This is a genomic window from Nostoc sp. C117, from assembly GCF_043099735.1.
Classification (GTDB): domain Bacteria; phylum Cyanobacteriota; class Cyanobacteriia; order Cyanobacteriales; family Nostocaceae; genus Nostoc.
On the sequence record NZ_CP170991.1, the window covers coordinates 2,177,950 to 2,195,600 of the forward strand.

The 17,651-nt window shown below is 41.4% G+C and carries 11 protein-coding genes and 1 pseudogene; 7 read left to right on the forward strand and 5 right to left on the reverse strand.

Annotation, left to right across the window (positions count from 1 at the left end; translation table 11 throughout):
* Positions 1–57: 57 nt before the first annotated feature.
* Positions 58–230 (forward strand): annotated as a pseudogene (locus ACFG4S_RS10040) (heme ABC transporter ATP-binding protein); the annotation flags it as partial.
* A gap of 42 nt (positions 231–272) precedes the next feature.
* On the opposite strand, the gene ACFG4S_RS10045 reads toward ACFG4S_RS10040, so the two are convergent.
* Positions 273–2,078: a WD40 repeat domain-containing protein gene (locus tag ACFG4S_RS10045; RefSeq protein WP_392534651.1), complete on the reverse strand. Its 1,806-nt coding sequence runs from the start codon at positions 2,076–2,078 to the stop codon at positions 273–275.
* Positions 2,079–3,056: 978 nt separating this feature from the next.
* Here ACFG4S_RS10045 and ACFG4S_RS10050 point away from each other — a divergent pair.
* From ACFG4S_RS10050 to ACFG4S_RS10060, 3 genes are all read left to right on the forward strand, one after another.
* Positions 3,057–3,698, forward strand: coding sequence for a hypothetical protein (locus tag ACFG4S_RS10050; RefSeq protein ID WP_392534652.1), 642 nt, complete (start codon positions 3,057–3,059; stop codon positions 3,696–3,698).
* A 72-nt stretch (positions 3,699–3,770) separates the two neighbouring features.
* A complete protein-coding gene (locus ACFG4S_RS10055; protein ID WP_392534653.1) occupies positions 3,771–4,577 on the forward strand; it encodes a pentapeptide repeat-containing protein in 807 nt (268 codons plus the stop codon).
* A gap of 898 nt (positions 4,578–5,475) precedes the next feature.
* Positions 5,476–7,182, forward strand: a complete 1,707-nt coding sequence (locus ACFG4S_RS10060; protein ID WP_392534654.1) for a fasciclin domain-containing protein — start codon at positions 5,476–5,478, stop codon at positions 7,180–7,182.
* A gap of 474 nt (positions 7,183–7,656) precedes the next feature.
* Here the strand turns inward: ACFG4S_RS10060 and ACFG4S_RS10065 are convergent, their stop codons facing one another.
* Positions 7,657–8,952, reverse strand: coding sequence for a hypothetical protein (locus tag ACFG4S_RS10065; RefSeq protein ID WP_392534655.1), 1,296 nt, complete (start codon positions 8,950–8,952; stop codon positions 7,657–7,659).
* Between the two features lie 157 nt (positions 8,953–9,109).
* Positions 9,110–9,745 carry a hypothetical protein gene (locus tag ACFG4S_RS10070; protein WP_392534656.1) on the reverse strand — a complete coding sequence of 212 codons (636 nt, stop codon included), beginning with the start codon at positions 9,743–9,745 and terminating at the stop codon, positions 9,110–9,112.
* 1,253 nt (positions 9,746–10,998) lie between these two features.
* On the opposite strand from ACFG4S_RS10070, the gene ACFG4S_RS10075 reads away from it, so the two are divergent.
* Both ACFG4S_RS10075 and ACFG4S_RS10080 read left to right on the forward strand, forming a co-directional pair.
* Positions 10,999–11,595: a tRNA-(ms[2]io[6]A)-hydroxylase gene (locus tag ACFG4S_RS10075; protein ID WP_392534657.1), complete on the forward strand. Its 597-nt coding sequence runs from the start codon at positions 10,999–11,001 to the stop codon at positions 11,593–11,595.
* Positions 11,596–11,854: 259 nt separating this feature from the next.
* Positions 11,855–12,259 carry a VOC family protein gene (locus tag ACFG4S_RS10080; protein ID WP_392534658.1) on the forward strand — a complete coding sequence of 135 codons (405 nt, stop codon included), beginning with the start codon at positions 11,855–11,857 and terminating at the stop codon, positions 12,257–12,259.
* Between the two features lie 269 nt (positions 12,260–12,528).
* Here ACFG4S_RS10080 and ACFG4S_RS10085 read toward each other — a convergent pair whose 3' ends face one another.
* Positions 12,529–15,051 (reverse strand): endonuclease MutS2, encoded by a 2,523-nt coding sequence (locus tag ACFG4S_RS10085; RefSeq protein WP_392534659.1) that lies wholly within the window; start codon positions 15,049–15,051, stop codon positions 12,529–12,531.
* A gap of 250 nt (positions 15,052–15,301) precedes the next feature.
* Here ACFG4S_RS10085 and ACFG4S_RS10090 point away from each other — a divergent pair, with 250 nt between their 5' ends.
* A complete protein-coding gene (locus ACFG4S_RS10090; RefSeq protein ID WP_392534660.1) occupies positions 15,302–16,546 on the forward strand; it encodes a tetratricopeptide repeat protein in 1,245 nt (414 codons plus the stop codon).
* Between the two features lie 310 nt (positions 16,547–16,856).
* Here the strand turns inward: ACFG4S_RS10090 and ACFG4S_RS10095 are convergent, their stop codons facing one another.
* On the reverse strand, positions 16,857–17,573 hold the full coding sequence (locus ACFG4S_RS10095) for a heme oxygenase (biliverdin-producing) (protein WP_392534661.1): 717 nt from the start codon (positions 17,571–17,573) through the stop codon (positions 16,857–16,859).
* Positions 17,574–17,651: the final 78 nt, after the last annotated feature.

Consider the following 17,651-nt stretch of genomic DNA (forward strand, 5'->3'; position numbering starts at 1 on the left):
CAAAAAAGCTATTCATTATTTTAGAATACTAAATATTCTGCAAGTTTTAATATATGCGATCGCGGTGCAGCAATTTATATTTCTAGTGAATTAGAAGAAGTAATGACCAGGAGCGATCGCATTGCCGTAATCTACAGAGGTCAGTTTGTAGCTTTTTAGATGCACAAACCGCGACGGTAAAGCAGATGGCTACAGGGATGAAAAGACGCTCTGACGCGGGGATATGGTGAAAGCTAACTATTAAATTTGCGATCGCACCAACTCGCCAAGCATTAAGCAAGTCTTAAATAATTCCAGATTTGGACAATCGGCTCTGGCTTACGCTCAAACATATCGTGTATTGAATGCGTACAGAACGTAGCCAAATCACGAGATAGATCTAATTGAATAATGGCTGGTCTTCCAGGTATCTCCAATAAAACTTTAGATTCTCCAGTCGCTAAGTCAAGAGACTTCACTTTACCCTCTATTCCGCAAGACAGTATGACATTGCGCTGCCAGTCAAAAGCAACATCATAAGTTGTTGCCATTCGGCTACCGCGATCGCCAACAGTAATAACCTCACTCGAAGAACCGACTATGGGAAGTGGTAATTTGCTGTGTGACGAGAAAACCTCATTCCACTCAAACACTCGCACTCCTTGCTGCATTGCACAGACTAACCACCGTCCATCTGGGCTAAAGTCCATTTTGAAAATCATTTCGTTAGCGGAAAAAGCATTTACTCCTTCACCTCGTTGGACACTAGCCATCCATGCTGTCCTGTCTAATTCTGCGGTTGATAAGACTTTAACTACTGTTTGAGTCTTCAAATCGATAATGGCTAATTTTGATTTACCCCCATCATCAGCCAATAAGTAACGACCATCTGGATGAATTGCAATTTTAGAGCCGTGCCCAACTTTAATTACTGCAATTTGTTGTAAATTTTCAATAGAAGTAAACACAATCTCTTCCTCTGAACGACTTACTAGCATTTCCTCGTTTGGAGTGAATTGAACACTGCTAGTAGCTCGAAGATGAGGAATTGTTTTTAGCAATTGTTTTTCCTCCAAATCATATAGGGTAGCTTGCCAAGATCCGCTAGCATGACCTAATGCTAAAAATTTTCCAGATGGGCTAATTTGCATCACATAAGCATTTTTTTCTAGCGGTAGATCGAGATTTTCTGGTTCATTATTCCAAGGTGCAGTATAGTGTTTGATTTCCAGAGGTTGATTATGATGTCCATACCAACCTATAAAAAACCCACCTGTTTTTTCAGGTACAAAGATTGGTTGGTGCGGAAACTGCTCACTAGGAGTAGGACTGGACACTGTAAGTAATAAGATACCTGATATATTTAATTCAGTTAGAGCTTGATTTATCCTAGCTTTTTCTCTCTGCTTATGTGCTAATTCAATAGATAGATCTGGAATGTGAAAAAATTCTGACCATCTTTCAATTTCTTCATCCTCATCATCTTGAAGATATTCATAGCAAATTGAAGCATTACTGATGTTGAAAAGTTGAGCAAAATCAGCAAATTGTTTTGCTGCTGCAAAAACTTCATCATAAGGTAACTCGTTAAGAGCAGCATGGTTTTCACTGACCTGTAAACGTTTCAATAATTCTAGGCTTTTCTGATAGAGTTTTTCACGCTCTTCTTCAGAGGCAACTGTTAACACTTCAGCAATCTCTTCAATAGTTGTTTGATTGTTTGGCAGTTCAGCTAGCAAATCGGCAAAAACTTCAGGCTTTCCACATAATCTTTCTTTCTCTTCTCTAGGTATAGTCTCAAAATAGTCTGGATTTGAACTATATTCATCAACCAGTTTATGCTCTCTGTAATAGATGTAATCGAAAAGATCGTCATCATAAAGACTTAGATAGAGTAAATGACCGGAAAATTGCTGGGCGATCGCCTCAGCAACTGTAGGATTTTGCCCTCTTTCTGAAGAATAGACACTAATCCAACCATTAATACAGGGAGAAATTAAAAATTTTAGTTTTTCCTGTGCAGCAAGCCTTTTTACAATCTCTATAATTTCTTCGATGTCGTTTGAGCGAATGTGAATAGAACCGTAATAAGCGCCCATAGAAATTTTCCAAGATATGTGACTATTTGAGTCTACCCATCATTTTCACTTTAGCTAGCTGACTGATATCCTTAAAAATACTGTAATTTCCAAGACTCAATCTCTGTTCCTGCTTGGGCTACCCAGGGACATCTGTTTACGACCAAAACTTTAGGAAAATGCAGCAGATTGGGATTAGCGTAGACGCAAAGCGGCTTGTGGTCAAACATCGCTCTTGAAATTGTGGTAGAAAAACCAATACAGTTCAGATAAACCTAAAACCCTGATGTAGAAACGCGATTTATCGCCTCTTTAAAGACCAATAATCCTTAACTGAAAGGTATTGGTAGAAAAACATCGTAGGGGACTTCCAGAAATTAAATTATTCAATTTTGGAAGGAAGATGATCATTAGATTCTTCCTCCCCTGCTTCCACTGCGCTCTTTGCTTCCCCTGCTTGTCAAAGCGATGGGATTTTTTTAGTTGGAAGTCCCTAGACCGATCGCACTTAACTCAACCTCAAGCCAAGGTACTGAGTTTGCGATCGCCCTGTCAGTCAAAATTAATTAACGAATAGCCTGTTATTCCCTTGTTTGCTTAAATACAACTTCTTGTCCACTTTGTCAATGTGTAAACCTTAGCGCTGTGAATTACATTGCCTACCCTTTTGGCAGCATTTTAAAGATACTGGCACAAGTCCAGCGAACTTTTTTCCCTTCACTTTAGCTAAAAACTTTTTTGTCACATCAACTGTATCAGTAAATTGACCCAAACACTGCTAAATTTAGCCATTGCAGACAGCGATTTGTGTCCAATAAAGCTTGTACAATTATCAAGGCGGTTTTTAATATCACGTACTTCTCAGGTGTAAGATTTATCGACAGCAAAATTTTTGGACTTTATGTTTTTCCATCCTTGACTTGTGGCTAAAATGCTGCAATTTAGGCACTCATATCTTGCAATAGATAACTTTTACCCTCATGACTGGAGAGCAAAATCTTGGGAATAGAACTACGCAGTTTCGTGTTTCTCGACAACCTGCAACCTCAACATGCAGCATATATGGGAACAGTAGCCCAAGGTTTTTTACCATTACCAGGAGATACATCACTGTGGATTGAAATTTCCCCTGGTATCGAAATTAATAAAATTACGGATGTAGCTCTGAAAGCTGCCTCTGTGCGTCCCGGAGTACAGGTAGTTGAACGCCTGTATGGTCTATTAGAAGTTCATTCTAGCTCCCAAGGCGAAACGCGAGCTGCTGGTCAAGCCATTTTGGCAACACTGGGAGTCCGAAGAGAGGAATGTCTGAAACCGCGTGTTGTTTCTAGCCAAATTATCCGCAATATCGATGCTTACCAAACACAACTTATCAATCGCAGCCGCCGGGGACAGCTTTTATTAGCAGGACAAACGTTATATGTATTAGAAGTAGAACCTGCTGCTTACGCTGCCTTGGCTGCGAATGAAGCGGAGAAAGCGGCGTCAATTAACATTCTTGAAGTTCAAGCTGTAGGTAGTTTTGGACGGCTTTACTTAGGTGGACAAGAACGAGATATTCTAGCAGGTGCGGCGGGAGCGTTAACGGCCATTGAAAGTGTACCTGGCCGGGCAAATCCTCTAGGTGGACGTCAGGAATGAAGAGTGTTGACTGTTGACTGTTGACTGAAGAGTTACTCCTAATTCAGCACTAATAATGATAAAGGAGAGAAAATGGCAAATCGAGAGCATCTGGCTTTACTCAAAGCAGGTGCAGTTACATGGACTGAGTGGAGAAAAAAAAATCCTCACATTCAACCAGACCTCAGCGCCGCGAATCTGCAAGGGTATAACCTCAGAGGTGCAGACCTCCAGGGGGTAAACTTGAGCAAGGTAGATTTAAGCAATGCTTTGCTTGTACGGGCAAATATCAGCGGTGCCGAAGTCAGTGGCGCAAACCTCTACAAAGCTTTGCTAGTTGAAGCTAATTTGACCGGTGCTAACTTTAGTGTTGCTAACTTGAGCGGTGCGACACTTACAAAAGCAGATTTGAGTGATGCTAATTTGATTGGTGCCGACTTGAGTGAGGCGAATTTAAGAGGCGCTGCGATCGCTCATGCTAATCTGATTGGAACTGACTTAAAAGGCGCTGACTTAAGAGGTGCGGATTTAGATGCAGCAAAACTAATCCGCGCCAACCTCTGTTTTGCCAACTTCATTGAAGCTAACTTGATTGAGGCTGACTTAAGCGAGGCCAACTTATATGAAGCAGAAATGTTAGGGGCTTATCTTTACAAAACTGATTTGTATAAAGCTAATCTGACCAAAGCTCACCTGAGTGGTGCATATTTGTTGCGTGCTAACTTGAATGAGGCTGACTTGAGCCAAGCTGACTTGAGTTGGACTAACCTCAGGCGGGCAAATTTGACAGGAGCGAATCTTAGAAAAACAAATCTCAGAGGATCTGACTTGACTGGAGCTAACTTCAGCGGCGTAAATTTTCAAGAAGCAATTATGCCTGATTCTTCAAAGTGTGACTAGTTAACAATATATTCTCAAGTTAAGAAACTTTTCGTGGTTTTTGTTCGTCTGCAAACACACCCACCATCGTCCTAGTGACTCTTCAAGAATCAGATTTTTGCATATCCTAATCGCTATGCAAATTCGTCGATTCACATTATTGAAGAAGAATTATCCAACTGAGAAAAATAGTATCATATCTGGTTGAATACTTATCATTTAGACTGACACCCAGACAGGCAGAGAAGTCCGATCCTCGAAAGCCATAACTCGGAATTTCCGCGAACGCAAGTCCGCAGAGAATTTTTTTGATAACTGATTAGGCGGATATGATATTCTTTTCAAGAGATTAACTTTTGCAAGAGACTCCATGAGTTGCACTCATAAGGAAAAATGAAAATCTCTCTTGCAATGCCCCATGTCCCATGCCCAATGCCCTATTTTCAAAGCAGTTTAATCCCCAGCCAAAAACCTGGGATTGATCGTGCTTGAAAATTTTGATTGCGTAGCTCATTTATTGTCTAGCATTTTGAAATTTACCATTTCCGACAACTATCTAAAGAGTGAAAGCTTTTCCTCAAAATCCAGCCATTAGTTAGTTGTATATTTTACGTAATTGATTAAGAATATTATCATATCACTCACACACATTTCCTTTATTAAATATTACTAAATCTTATGATGCATTCAGCTTGACCCTATTAACCTTTCTCTGCAAGTATTAAAGATACAGCTATCAAGAGCTAATTCATATATTGCTTAATTGCGATTTTAGATGTTGATAAAATCGCTGGGTTCTACTAGCTTTCTTTATTCTTGTAACATATCAGATGACCACGGCATGTCTAATTATTCTTAGTGTTATCTGCGGCTCCTCAAAAATCTAAATAGAAAGTAAATTTTCCGGGAGGATATTGTAATGTTTAGTTTCTTTCGTCACTCATCATTAAAAGTTGCTTTGCTAGTTCTGGGAATGACAACTGCTACAGTAGCTCCCATTGTGATTTCTGTACCAGCTTTATCTCAAGAGACTGTCCCAACTACTACTCCAACTACCACTCCATCTGCTACTCCATCCCCAACTTCAACGGTTAATTTGTCAGATGTTAGTTCAGATTACTGGGCAAGTCCATTTATTCAAGCTTTAGCTGACAATAATGTAATTAGTGGCTTTCCTGATGGTACTTTTAAGCCTAATCAATCTGTAACTCGTGCCGAATTTGCGGCCCTAATTCAAAAAGCTTTCGGCAATCAAACCCGAATTCGCCAATTAGGTGCAGGTGGATTTAGTGATGTTCCTAGTGGGTATTGGGCGGCTTCAGCAATTCAGAACGCCTACGAAATTGGATTTTTGTCAGGCTATCCTGGGAACGTGTTTAGACCAAATCAACAAATACCTAAAGTACAGGCGATCGTTTCTTTAAGCAATGGTTTAGGTTTAACTAGTAGCAGTAGTGGAACAAGTACTGACCTTAGTACTTACTACAACGACGCCTCAGCTATCCCAGATTATGCCGTTAGTAGTGTGACAGCAGCAACACAATCTAATCTTGTTGTCAACTATCCAGATGTAAAACAACTTAATCCGCAACAGTCCCTGACTCGTGCTGAAGCAGCCGCACTTTTATATCAAGCTTTAGTTAAACAGGGAAGACTACAACCCATTGCTGGGAATCTTCCAGCTACTCAGTATATTGTTGCAGGAACTCCTGGCGGTACTCAAACAGGTAGCGACATTGTTGCTCTTGCTGCATCCAGTAATTCTTTTACAACTTTAACTTCATTATTAAAGACAGCTGGCTTAGCAGAAACTCTTCAACAAGCTGGTCCTTATACAGTTTTCGCTCCCACTAACGATGCATTTGCTGCTCTACCTGCTGCTACCCTAGAACAGTTACAGCAACCAGAGAACAGAGAAGCATTGATTAAGATTTTGAGATATCACGTAGTTCCTGGTGCGTTAACTGCTACTCAGCTGACAAATGGTGAACTGACAACCTCTGAAGAAAGACCTGTAAATATTCAAATCGATCGCGCTAACAATCAAGTCACAGTCAATAATGCCAGAGTTCTCCAGGCGGATGTCAAAGCCAGCAACGGGATTATCCATGCAATTAACCAAGTCCTGATCCCGCCTGATGTTAACATTAGTCAGTTAAATCAACCACCAACAGGAAACACCAATAATACACCTCCTACTGTGGGTAGAGCTACTCGTGGTGGCAGAAGTTATGTCGGAGTTGCCGGTAACATTGGTTTGAGCGGCGGCGATACAGCTTTGAGCGATGGTAATTTTACAGCCATTAGTAAACTTGGTCTAACAAATTATCTATCATTGCGACCATCGGTAATATTTGGGGATGACACAGTGTTTTTGGTTCCCTTGACTTACGATCTTTCTCCACGCACAGCAGGTTCAGTCGGTGAAGAAACCTTCTCTATATCTCCTTACATCGGTGCTGGTGTAGCTATTGAAGCTAACGCCAATACCAACGTTGGATTACTGTTAACTGGTGGTGTAGACGTTCCTCTAGGTTCTAAATTTACCTTGAACGGCGCTGTCAATGCTGCTTTTATGGATCAAACTGACGTTGGATTACTACTGGGTGTTGGTTACAACTTCTAAGCATTAACTGACTACGAGCGCCCAAAATCAAGGGCGCGTTTTTCGCTCCTGTAATAGATAAAAACACATTAGACCTGCCTTGAAAACCCAATTATCGAGGCAGGTTTATTGGCATTGAAAATTTCAAATCTTTATACAGTCCTTTGTAAACCCAAAGGACTAATAACTATTGACAAAAAGACAGCCCCCACTGGTAGTCTGTCAAGAAAAAATTGATGGATAAATTGTCTGTAGAGACGGTGATTTATCGCGTCTCTCTAAGCGTCAAAATGAATTTGACAGACTAGTAGTAGTTCGCCAAGGAAACTTGGCGGGGTAAAGGGTAAGGGGAAAAGGGAAAAGGTTTTAATTCCTTCCCCCAACCCCAGCCCCCTTTTCCCAGTCCAAACCTAGCAATTTTGGGTTGGTAGACTACTAGCTACAGTGCAATATTTATTTGCCTAACATCATACTTTTACAAAATTGCTGTCATAGTTAAGAACTACGCATTTTTAAAGCCCGCTGTTTGTAACGGACTATGCATAGTAGAAGAATTAGCAATACAAAGGCTTTAATCGTAGATGGCTCCACCACCTTCTTCACTTCTGTAGGGGTTTGAGGAGTAATATTACATGGAATTTCAATAATCTGTATGCGATCGGAACCATTACTATTGGGTGTCAGATCGCATTCACCTTTGTTGGTCAGAGACAAAGGTGTATTTGGTGAAGAAACAGATAGTTGAGTTGAATCTGAAGAAGAACTATCACCATTTAGTAATAGAAGCAGAATTAAAGCAAGACCTCCAGCTCCGATTATTGGCCAGAGTGGAAAAGAATCAGAATTATCTTGTACCACAACATCTCCCACAGAGCCAGGGAAAGTGTCTAGAGCTATTGTTTCTCCCTCCAAAGCGAGTGGGTTGTTACCCACCAAGATATCTCCTGGAATATTTTCTCCCAACAGCTGACTAAATTCTTGTGGAATGGCATTATTTGGGCGTCCAAATTCCCCACCATCTTCAGAATATGGAAACGACAGGACTTCAAAAATCCTCTGTTGGAGTTGGTTCTGATTTCCAGAATTCAACGCCTCTAAGCCTGTAGAGATTTTATCTAAATAAAAATTCGTCATCTCTGGCGACAGGCCTAGAGATTGAATCTGCTCCTTAATGTTGGGAATTTTTGAGGCCTCTTCAAAGAGAAGTCGTCCATATGACAATTTCAAGTCTACCAATCCATTACGGAGGCTAACCGAGTTATTGACTCCTGAATAAGGTGCCCAGTAAAACTGCTTGGTGACAAGTCCGAGTCCTTCTACTGGATTGCGACCAAAATTTTGTCCAAGAACATATTGAGATCCATCCATGATTGTGGAGGATTGGTTTCTCCAGAATGAGGCGTAAGGCACCGCAGAGAGATTCGGATTGTTACCGTAAAAGCGAGCAAAATTCTGGAAATTTTTCTCCCCGCCAGCTGCTCGTATCAGTAGGTTTTGATAACTAGACCCACCGTTTAAATCAAGTAATCGCTGGATTACTGTTCCAGTTTTATTGCAAGTTAAACCAAATCCCACATTACATGCAGGAATTACTCGCATCTGACTTAGATTCTGGTTATTGATTTGGTACTGGAGATACTCGGACTCCAATCCTTGTTGGATACCATAACGGCCAATATTTAACTGGGCAAAAGCAGACTGACATGTACTAGTAATTACTAATACAACAGATGAAAATGCGATGGTCGCTGAGCGAAGCGCCTTTTCTGCGAGACCCTCCGCGAATGGCATCGTAATTCTTTTTACAGTTGATTTAGGCAAGATGTACCTCACATTGGGCATTGGGTATTTGGGTATTGAGCATTGGGTAGGGATGGGGAATTGGGTATGGGTTAGGAAAACTCTTACCCAGTCCCTAATACCCATTCCCTAGTCCCGACTCACTACTTCAACTCTTAGGTAAATAAATATTGATCGTGATTCCGGTACCTTTGAGGGTTCCTGATGAGAGTGTGTGATATAAGACCAATGCTCTGTTTGGTTGGTCAAAAAGAAACCCACGACGTGTGGGTTTAATCTTTCCTTGCTTGACTAGGGAAACAAAGGCTTCTAAATATTTACGTATACCTTGACGGTTCTCTTGACTAGTATTCATATGATGGTCAATCACCATCATGAAGAAGTCTAAGCTACGATTTTCCTGACCCTGAATCAGACTACCCTCATCTAAGAAAGAACTTGCTATGAGCCTGTTATCAACTTGTTTAACCTTAAACAGAGTAAAGTAACGCCCTTCTTGTTTAGGATCGTTCGCATAACAAACCCAAGAGCCCTCTTGATTCTGTGTAAAACCTTGTTCAGCAAGGTAAGAAAGCAAAGAATTACTTGTCTTTGTTTGTGTCGGAGGTAATAAATCTTCAATGGGATCTAAAGAGCAAATCCTTTGAGTTGTTCTCTGTTGAGGAACAGCAGGAGTCTTCAGGATGTTGGTGTCTATAGGTTTTTCATTGGACATGGCGACGTTAGACATCAAGATCAACGCAGATACTTGGAAAATAAATGCTCCAAACAAACGCATAATCATATTCATGTTTTTCCTGTTACTTTTGCTTAGGTTGTGAATAATCCAGTCGTTACTAAACCAGGATTGCTATAGTAGTCTTAAATCATTTGCTAAATTTAAGTGTTTGCCTCATTCGGTCAAGGTTAGGCTAGGTTTTCACGAATCAGATACAACTGTCTCATATAGATAAATCAACATAAATATCATCTAGATCAAACGCAAAATATTCAGGTTGTATTGACAAGACAAAGTTGGCTTTTCGATATTTTTGTGTATACGAAAAACAACTGACATTGCGTCAATTTTTTTATATTTAAATCTATTTTTTGCCATTTTTAGAAGGTTTAATAATAGACCTCCCTGGCTGTAGTGATTCCTAAAAAAGGAATGTTTTACCTATTTAAGACCTTGTATATCCAGAATTGTAAAATCCTTATATGTTATCCAGTAAGGTTTTAGCTGATTCTGGTGGCATATTGAATAATGTTTTGTTTCTTGGAGATAGCACACCTAACTAACGGTTTCAGCATGTTTGCAATGTGAGGTATAAAATAATATCTTTTAACAGTAAAATAATATTACCATGAGCTTGAGACACGCAACATTTTTGTGGACAGTTGTCAAAGTTGTACACTGTGAATTGGAATTATCTGTTCATAAAATTTCATAGCAAATACCTGATAAAGAAAGTCAATTGATTTACACATGGCTAATATTTTAGAACCTAATACTATTATTGATTCTTGTCTCAATAGTTGAATGTCTTAAATATAACTATAACCCAGGATAAATACGGATGATTAATATAAGCTATTACGCATTTAATTTGTACATTTACCTGATGACTGATGACTGTTAACTGTCAACGACTATCAAGAGTGTTTATATACTTTAGACGCGTATCAGCTTATTCTGATTGCTAGATAAGCCTGATTGTCTAAATTTTCAGCTAGAAGCGATCGCGTTAAACAAAGTTAACAGAAAAATTGCGAACCAACGAGCGCTCGTAATGATAGAAAATATACAGCGGGTTTGCAGGAAGATGAAGTAGACAACGATTCGTCTCAAAGCCCGGTGGTATTTTACTTCTAAACGCTCTTAGCAGAGTGGGAGTAGTTGATTATGATACCAAGCCGCAGAGCGTCTCCGACTGCACTCCTGAATTCTGCTATATATGCCACTTGTCTAAGTCCTGAAGTCTGGAAGCAGACATGATATAAAATCAATTTGCTGGGGTACTCAGCCAAATTTAAATTTTGGAGTTTTTTGACTCTGTGCTTACTCAGTTACCGACTATTAACGCCCTGAAACAGGCCACAAGTTCTGCTTGGGTGGAACAAGCGATCGCTAACTTAGACATTATTTTACTTGACCACTCCCACTGTGAACGGAAAGCGGCAGGTGTGGCCTTGAACTTTATGTTTCGCTACCCTTCTAATACTAAAATGGTGCGGGAGTTAACAGCGATCGCCCGCGAAGAACTAGAACACTTTGAGCTAGTTAACCAATGGTTAGAACGCCGGAATATTTCCTTGGCTCCTCTACCACCTCCTCCCTACGGCGCAGGTTTAAAAGCTGCTGTACGTCCTCAAGAACCTGAGCGATTTTTAGATTCCCTATTAGTCACCGGGTTAATTGAAGCTCGCAGTCACGAACGCCTGGGATTATTGGCTGCTCACTGTCCAGAGCCAGAATTAGCAAAATTTTATCGTGGCTTAATGGCGTCTGAAGCGCGTCACTACGGTATATATTGGGTTTTAGCTGCTACTTACTTCGACAAGGAAATTGTCATGCAACGACTTGATGAATTGGCAATTGTCGAAAGCGAGCTGCTGGCGACTTTACACCCAGAACCAAGAATTCACAGTTAGTAGACTAAAGTAATGCTTATAAGTTCGTAACTTTTTAAACGCATAGGCGTTTCGCCTTCCCAAGGATAGGAACCCAGAGTATTTATAGAGCTAATTGGCTACGAATTAATCAAATGGTTTATTAAGCTAACAGTTGTCAGGAATCCCGTTCGCTTGATGACGAGGGTTAAAAGAGGAAAACTTGTTAAAACAAGTTGAGTCGTATTTCCTGCATTGTTAAGACAGTCAAGTGGTTTCCACACATCCTAACGAGGTTTTTATGAAGCTTCAGCTAACACACCTGAGACTGCTTGTCTCCAACTACAAAGATTCTTTTCTGTTCTACCGCGATCTGCTGAAATTTGATGTCGATTGGGGAGATGAAAATAGCGGATATGCTGAGTTTAATACTGGATATCTCAAGCTGGGTTTGTTCACAAAAGAGTTAATGGCCAAAGTAGTTCCAAGCATCGATCAGCCTTCATATGTTGCCAATCGGGATAAAATTGTCTTGATTTTTGCAGTTGATAACGTGGATGAAGTTTATCAGCAAGTAAAAGATCGTGATGCGATCGTTGTAACTCAACCATTAGATCGCCCCGATTGGGGAATCCGTACAGCTCATTTTCGCGATCCTGATGGCAATTTAATCGAAGTGTACAACAATCTGGGAATTGTCAGTTAAAAGTTAGTTTGTTGCCAGTTTTGATCGAATATTGAAACTGAGCGGAGACGGAGACACTCCGCCTCCGCGCTAGGTGTAATAAATAGTTGGGGTCCTATATCAAGTCTGGGTCATCTTTATTATTAAAACTTCTTTGCATCTAGGTGTCCCCGTATCAGCCCTAATGATAAGTCTTCAACCGAACATCATATTTAACCCCTTACTTGACGATCTGTATTTTGGAATACAGAATGAGATGCACCTAGACTGACATTCTTTTCGGGAGATGTCTAATTTATATGTGCGACGGTAACACCACTACCCCCATCTGCTTGTTCTGCGGCTTCGTAGTTTTTCACTCTGGGATGCTGGTGCAAAAATGTGTGGACACCTTGTCGCAACTTACCAGTACCATGTCCGTGAATAATCCACACTGGGCCTGTAGCTTCCGAGATGGCTTTATCTAAAATGAATTCTGCATCAGCCACCCGTTTACCGCGCAAATCAACAGTATTTTGCGAGGTACGAATTGCTGGAACAGTTGGCGCTGGTGGTGTAACTGGGGCTGGTTTATTTTTGACGACTGGTTCGGGTTTTTGACCATCTAAAGATTCTATATCTTGCAACTTGACAGTCATCTTCATTAGCCCAAACCGAACGCTTAACTCTCCATCTGCGTCGGGGGCGGTTAACACTTCTGCTGTCTGTCCTAGTTTGGGAACACGGACGCGATCGCCTACTTTGGGCATAAACCCAGGTTTGGGTTTGGCTGGGGTTGCTGGCTGATATTGCTGGGCAATTTGATTTAAGGCATTAGTTGCTTGCTGCGCCTCTTGGGCAGTGGGCGTCCCTTGTTGCAAACGGCGGATCACTTGGGCAATTTCACTTTTTGCCTGGGCGATCGCTTGTTGCACTGCTAGTTCCTGTGAAGCCCGCAAACCGCTTTCCCTTTCCTCTAAGGCCGAAGCTTTGGCAGATACTTGTTTGTACAAACGTTCTGCTTGCTGTAACAAATTTTGAGCTTCCGCAGCTTTGGTTTCCTGGCGGCGACGTTGAGCTTCTAACCCGGCAATGACCTGGTTGACTTCATCTGTTGCTTCTCCCACTTGAGTTTTCGCTTGTTCTACCACTTCTGGTTTCAATCCCAAGCGCAGAGCAATTGTTAAGGCATTAGAACGCCCAGGTATCCCCCACAATAGACGGTAAGTAGGCGAGAGAGTACTTTCATCAAATTCTACAGAGGCATTTTCAAACCGCTCATCTTCATATTTTAGGGCTTTCAGTTCGCCAAAGTGAGTAGTGGCAATGGTTAGCTGGGCATGATTAGCGAGATATTGCAATAAGGCGATCGCTAAAGCACTACCCTCAACTGGATCGGTGCCTGCGCCTACTTCATCGAGCAGAACGAGTGATGAGTGCTGAGTGCTGTTAGCGGTAGCGGGGCGTTTAGCCCGTGCTGAGTGCGGTAGCGGGGCGTTTAACCCGTGTTGAGTATTGAGGGTTGAGTTAGGAGTATCAAGTTCTTCCTCTACTCCCCTGCTCCCCTGCTCCTCTGCTTTCTCATCTCCTCCATTCCCCAATGCTTCCAAAATTCGACTAATCCGGCGGATATGCCCAGAGAATGTAGATAAACTTTGCTGTAATGATTGTTCATCGCCAATATCTGCTAGCACTTTGTCAAACCAGGGGATTTCTACTGGTTCGCGGGCGGGGACAAATAAACCCACTTTGGCCATCAATGCTGCTAACCCTAGAGTTTTTAAGGTTACAGTTTTACCGCCAGTATTTGGCCCGGTAATTGTGACTACTCGAATATGGGGACTTATGAGTAAATCTACGGGAACTACTGGTTGCCCTTGTTCGTGTTGTTGCTGCCACACTAACAGAGGATGCCGTAAGTTCCGCAAAGTAATCATTTCCTTTTCTTGGGGCTGGATGAATCGTGGAGGATTCGCTCCTAACCAGTAACTATATCTCGATCTGGCAACCGCTAAATCCAAACTGGTAACAATTGCTAACAATCTTTCTAAATCTGGTTTGACTGCGGCTACTTGTTCGGTTAAAGCACGGCGAATCGCTTCTTCTTCAGCTTGTTCTCGCCTAATGATTTGCCGCAGTTGGTTGCCCAGAGGGACAATCGAATTAGGTTCGATGTAGAGTGTTGCACCACTGGTAGAGCTATCGTGAACAATACCAGGAATAGCATCTTTTTGGGGTGCTTTCACAGGGATGACAAAGCGATCGCCCCGTTGGGTAATAATTTGTTCTTGAACTGCCCCTGATTTCGCCTGAATGATATTTTGCAGTTTTTGGGTAATTTGCGAGCGTAATCGCCGTAAATCTGTGCGAATTTCGCCGAGTTTTTGACTGGCGCGATCGGTTACCTGTCCCCGTTCATCAATACAGCGATGAATTTCCTGTTCTAGTTCGGGGTAAGTCCGCAAATCGGCAACCAAATCAGTTAATATTGGCAAATCTTCCTGATTGTCAATGGCACGGCGCAAATTTCTTGCTCCAGCCAAGGTGGTGGCGATCGCTAATAGTTCATCTCCTGTCAAAATTCCGCCGCGTTCTGCCCGTTCTAAGGAATCACCGATATCTTGAATTCCCTCAAATGATAGTCCTGTAGTCAGGCGACTTTCTAGTTGATAGACTTCTTTAGTTTGCTCTAACAACCGTTCGCTTTCTCGCTGAAAATCAGGTATTTTCAGATTACGCGCAGCTATAACACCCAATTTAGTTGCCGCAAAGGTGGCAAGGTGCTGGCATAGACGATGCCACTCTAATAAATCTAAGGTTTCAGATTGGATCAAGGCTTCAATATCTAATCTGAAGTTATCGTAACAATTCTAGCCCCTTGATGGCTAAACTTTTCTGGATAAAATACACATATTCGCTGATGCTCAAGAATGCAGGGAATGAGTTGTATAGAGTTTTCAGGTGTTGAACCGGCTGGGTCAGTTAGTGGTGGATTTACTGATTTATCGTAAGTTTCACTGATTACAAACGTAAATACTGAGATTAAGCTTAGTTTGAATATTGACTTAGTGGTGCTGGAATTATATGGGAAGCTTGAAAATATTACCATTGCTCTTAGGTTTAAGTTTGGTGTTGGCTCCTCAAATTACTTCGGCGCAAACGGTGGAGGAGTTGGAACAAAAAGCGACATCTGCCGAAGAAGTTAAAAATTATGAAGAAGCCGCTAATATTTGGCGAAGTTTGATTGAACGCGACCGCAACAATACTTATGCTTACGTCAAGCTAGCTGATATCCTATCTTCCCAAGGCAAGATTGCAGACACCATCGCTACCTATCGCCAAGCTTTGCAACTAGCTCCCGATGCCGAGATTTACCTAAAATTAGCGAATTTCCTGGCAGAAAAGGGACGAATTACAGAAGCGATCGCCAGTTATCGTCAATCAGTTAAACTCGATGCTAAAAATGATACAGCATACACGAGTTTAGGCAATCAGTTGATAGCAGCTGGCAACACAGAGGAAGCACTAGTCGCTTATCGTCAAGCAGTTAAACTTAAGCCAGAGGCTTATAATTACAACACTTTAGCTGATACTTTATTGAAAACAGGCAAACGAGAAGAAGCGATCGCTGCTTACCGCCAAGTCATAAAACTTGATACTAGTGGTTATTGGTCTGACAATGCTTACGATAAGCTGGGTGAAATCTTGGAATATTCAGAAGCAGTAGCCATATATCGTCAAGCGAGTAAAAATAACCCCGAAGATGAAGCTTATTATCAAAAGTTAGGTGAACTTTCATTCAAGCGTGGCTTTGTCAACGAAGCGATCGCTGCTTACCGACAACTAGTTAAAATTAAACCTGAGGCTTCAGCATATGTAGATCTGGCCGATGTACTGATCGTGCAAAATAAATCAGAAGAAGCGATCGGTTTTTATCGCCAAGCCGTTGCCAAAGAACCTAGTGATTATTATTACAATAAATTAAATGAAGTACTAGTTCAAGAAAAAAACTTAGATGAAGCCCTGGCAATTTGTCAAAAGATAGTCAGAATTGGTGAAGGTAGTTATGATAGCTGCTCAAATGTAAATTTGCTACTTTACAAACAAAAAGGGTTTACAGGCGTGATGGAATTTTATCAGCCCTTGGCAAATCTGATCCCACGCCGACAAATGGCTGAACTTTACATCAAACTGGGCAAACAAATTGCTTATGGTGAATCTGGTGATGGATCAAAACAAGAAGCCACAACAGTTTTGCGGGAAGCATTAAAAATAGATCCAGAAAACAGTGATGCTCAAGATGCTCTCAAGGATTTAATTGCTAATTAAAATAATTGGCATTGCATAATTGCTGGATGATTTGAGTATTTATTTGGATCAATACTAATCATTATTGCGTCCCCGGATTAGCCCAATCATCCCCTTATTCAAGGGCAAATAATTGAGGGGCAATTTCCCCATGCTTGCTTTCACGAATAAAAAGCAGTCACAGGGCTATTGCCCCTAAATATTTTGAGCGTTTTATAGTCTTCGCTCTTTCTCCAGAACCACCGATGAATTATCTTTCATTAGGCTGTCTGAATTTATGACTCCACACTCCACACTCCGCAGTCTTTTACAGAAACGATTAATCGTGTCTTTACTCAGCAGTCGCAAGTTCAGTGCTACCGCGGGCGCGACGACGAGTGAGGCTATTGTAAAGCATTACACCGATCGCCTTGATCAAATTGCCTTCTAATTCTTGGAACATCTTCATGTTCATACCAAAGGCGGCGTTAGCTTCATCAACAATGCGATCGGTTGTCGCATCATCAAGGGGTAATTCGTCCAAAGTCTGACGATATTTAGCTTTGAATGCCTTTTCATCGGAAATCTCTGGAAACTCATAAAATGCTGTTCCCTGCCCATCAGAAAGGTTCATCGCTGTCACAGCAATGCCTTTAAGAATTTGTCCCCCGGATAAGTCACCTAGGTAACGAGTATATGAATGAGCGATTAACAGTTCTGGTTCTGTTGCAGATATTTCCCGAATCCGCTTTACATAAGCTTCACCTGCCGAAGATACTTGGATTTGATCGCGCCAGTTTGCACCAAAGTAATAACTCAGGTCTTGTTCTAAGGTATACTTGCGGTTTAGTAGGGGAAAATGAATTTTAGAAACAATTGGATGCTGGCGGTGCTTTTCCATCTCCTCTTCCATCGCTGAGTAGATGAAGTAGAAGTTAGCAACTAGTTTCCGGTAAGAGTTTTTCTCAACGACTCCTTTTAAAAAGCACTTCACAAAACCTACATTTTCTGCCATTGTGTGGGCTTTTTTAGTGCCTACACGTAATTTGGTTGCTAAATTGCTGCTCATACTAAATTTCTCAACTTTAAAAAGTCAACTGCCCGAGTTTTAATTCGGGAACGGCTAAAAAAGCCATTAAAACGTTAC

What these genes read in the sequence shown, in the direction of transcription:
- ACFG4S_RS10060 (WP_392534654.1), top strand. Translation starts at nt 5,476, where the DNA reads ATGTTTAGTTTCTTTCGTCACTCATCATTAAAAGTTGCTTTGCTAGTT.
- ACFG4S_RS10055 (WP_392534653.1), top strand. Translation starts at nt 3,771, where the DNA reads ATGGCAAATCGAGAGCATCTGGCTTTACTCAAAGCAGGTGCAGTTACA.
- ACFG4S_RS10065 (WP_392534655.1), bottom strand. Translation starts at nt 8,952, where the DNA reads ATGCCATTCGCGGAGGGTCTCGCAGAAAAGGCGCTTCGCTCAGCGACC.
- ACFG4S_RS10080 (WP_392534658.1), top strand. Translation starts at nt 11,855, where the DNA reads ATGAAGCTTCAGCTAACACACCTGAGACTGCTTGTCTCCAACTACAAA.
- ACFG4S_RS10090 (WP_392534660.1), top strand. Translation starts at nt 15,302, where the DNA reads ATGGGAAGCTTGAAAATATTACCATTGCTCTTAGGTTTAAGTTTGGTG.
- ACFG4S_RS10045 (WP_392534651.1), bottom strand. Translation starts at nt 2,078, where the DNA reads ATGGGCGCTTATTACGGTTCTATTCACATTCGCTCAAACGACATCGAA.
- ACFG4S_RS10095 (WP_392534661.1), bottom strand. Translation starts at nt 17,573, where the DNA reads ATGAGCAGCAATTTAGCAACCAAATTACGTGTAGGCACTAAAAAAGCC.
- ACFG4S_RS10070 (WP_392534656.1), bottom strand. Translation starts at nt 9,745, where the DNA reads ATGATTATGCGTTTGTTTGGAGCATTTATTTTCCAAGTATCTGCGTTG.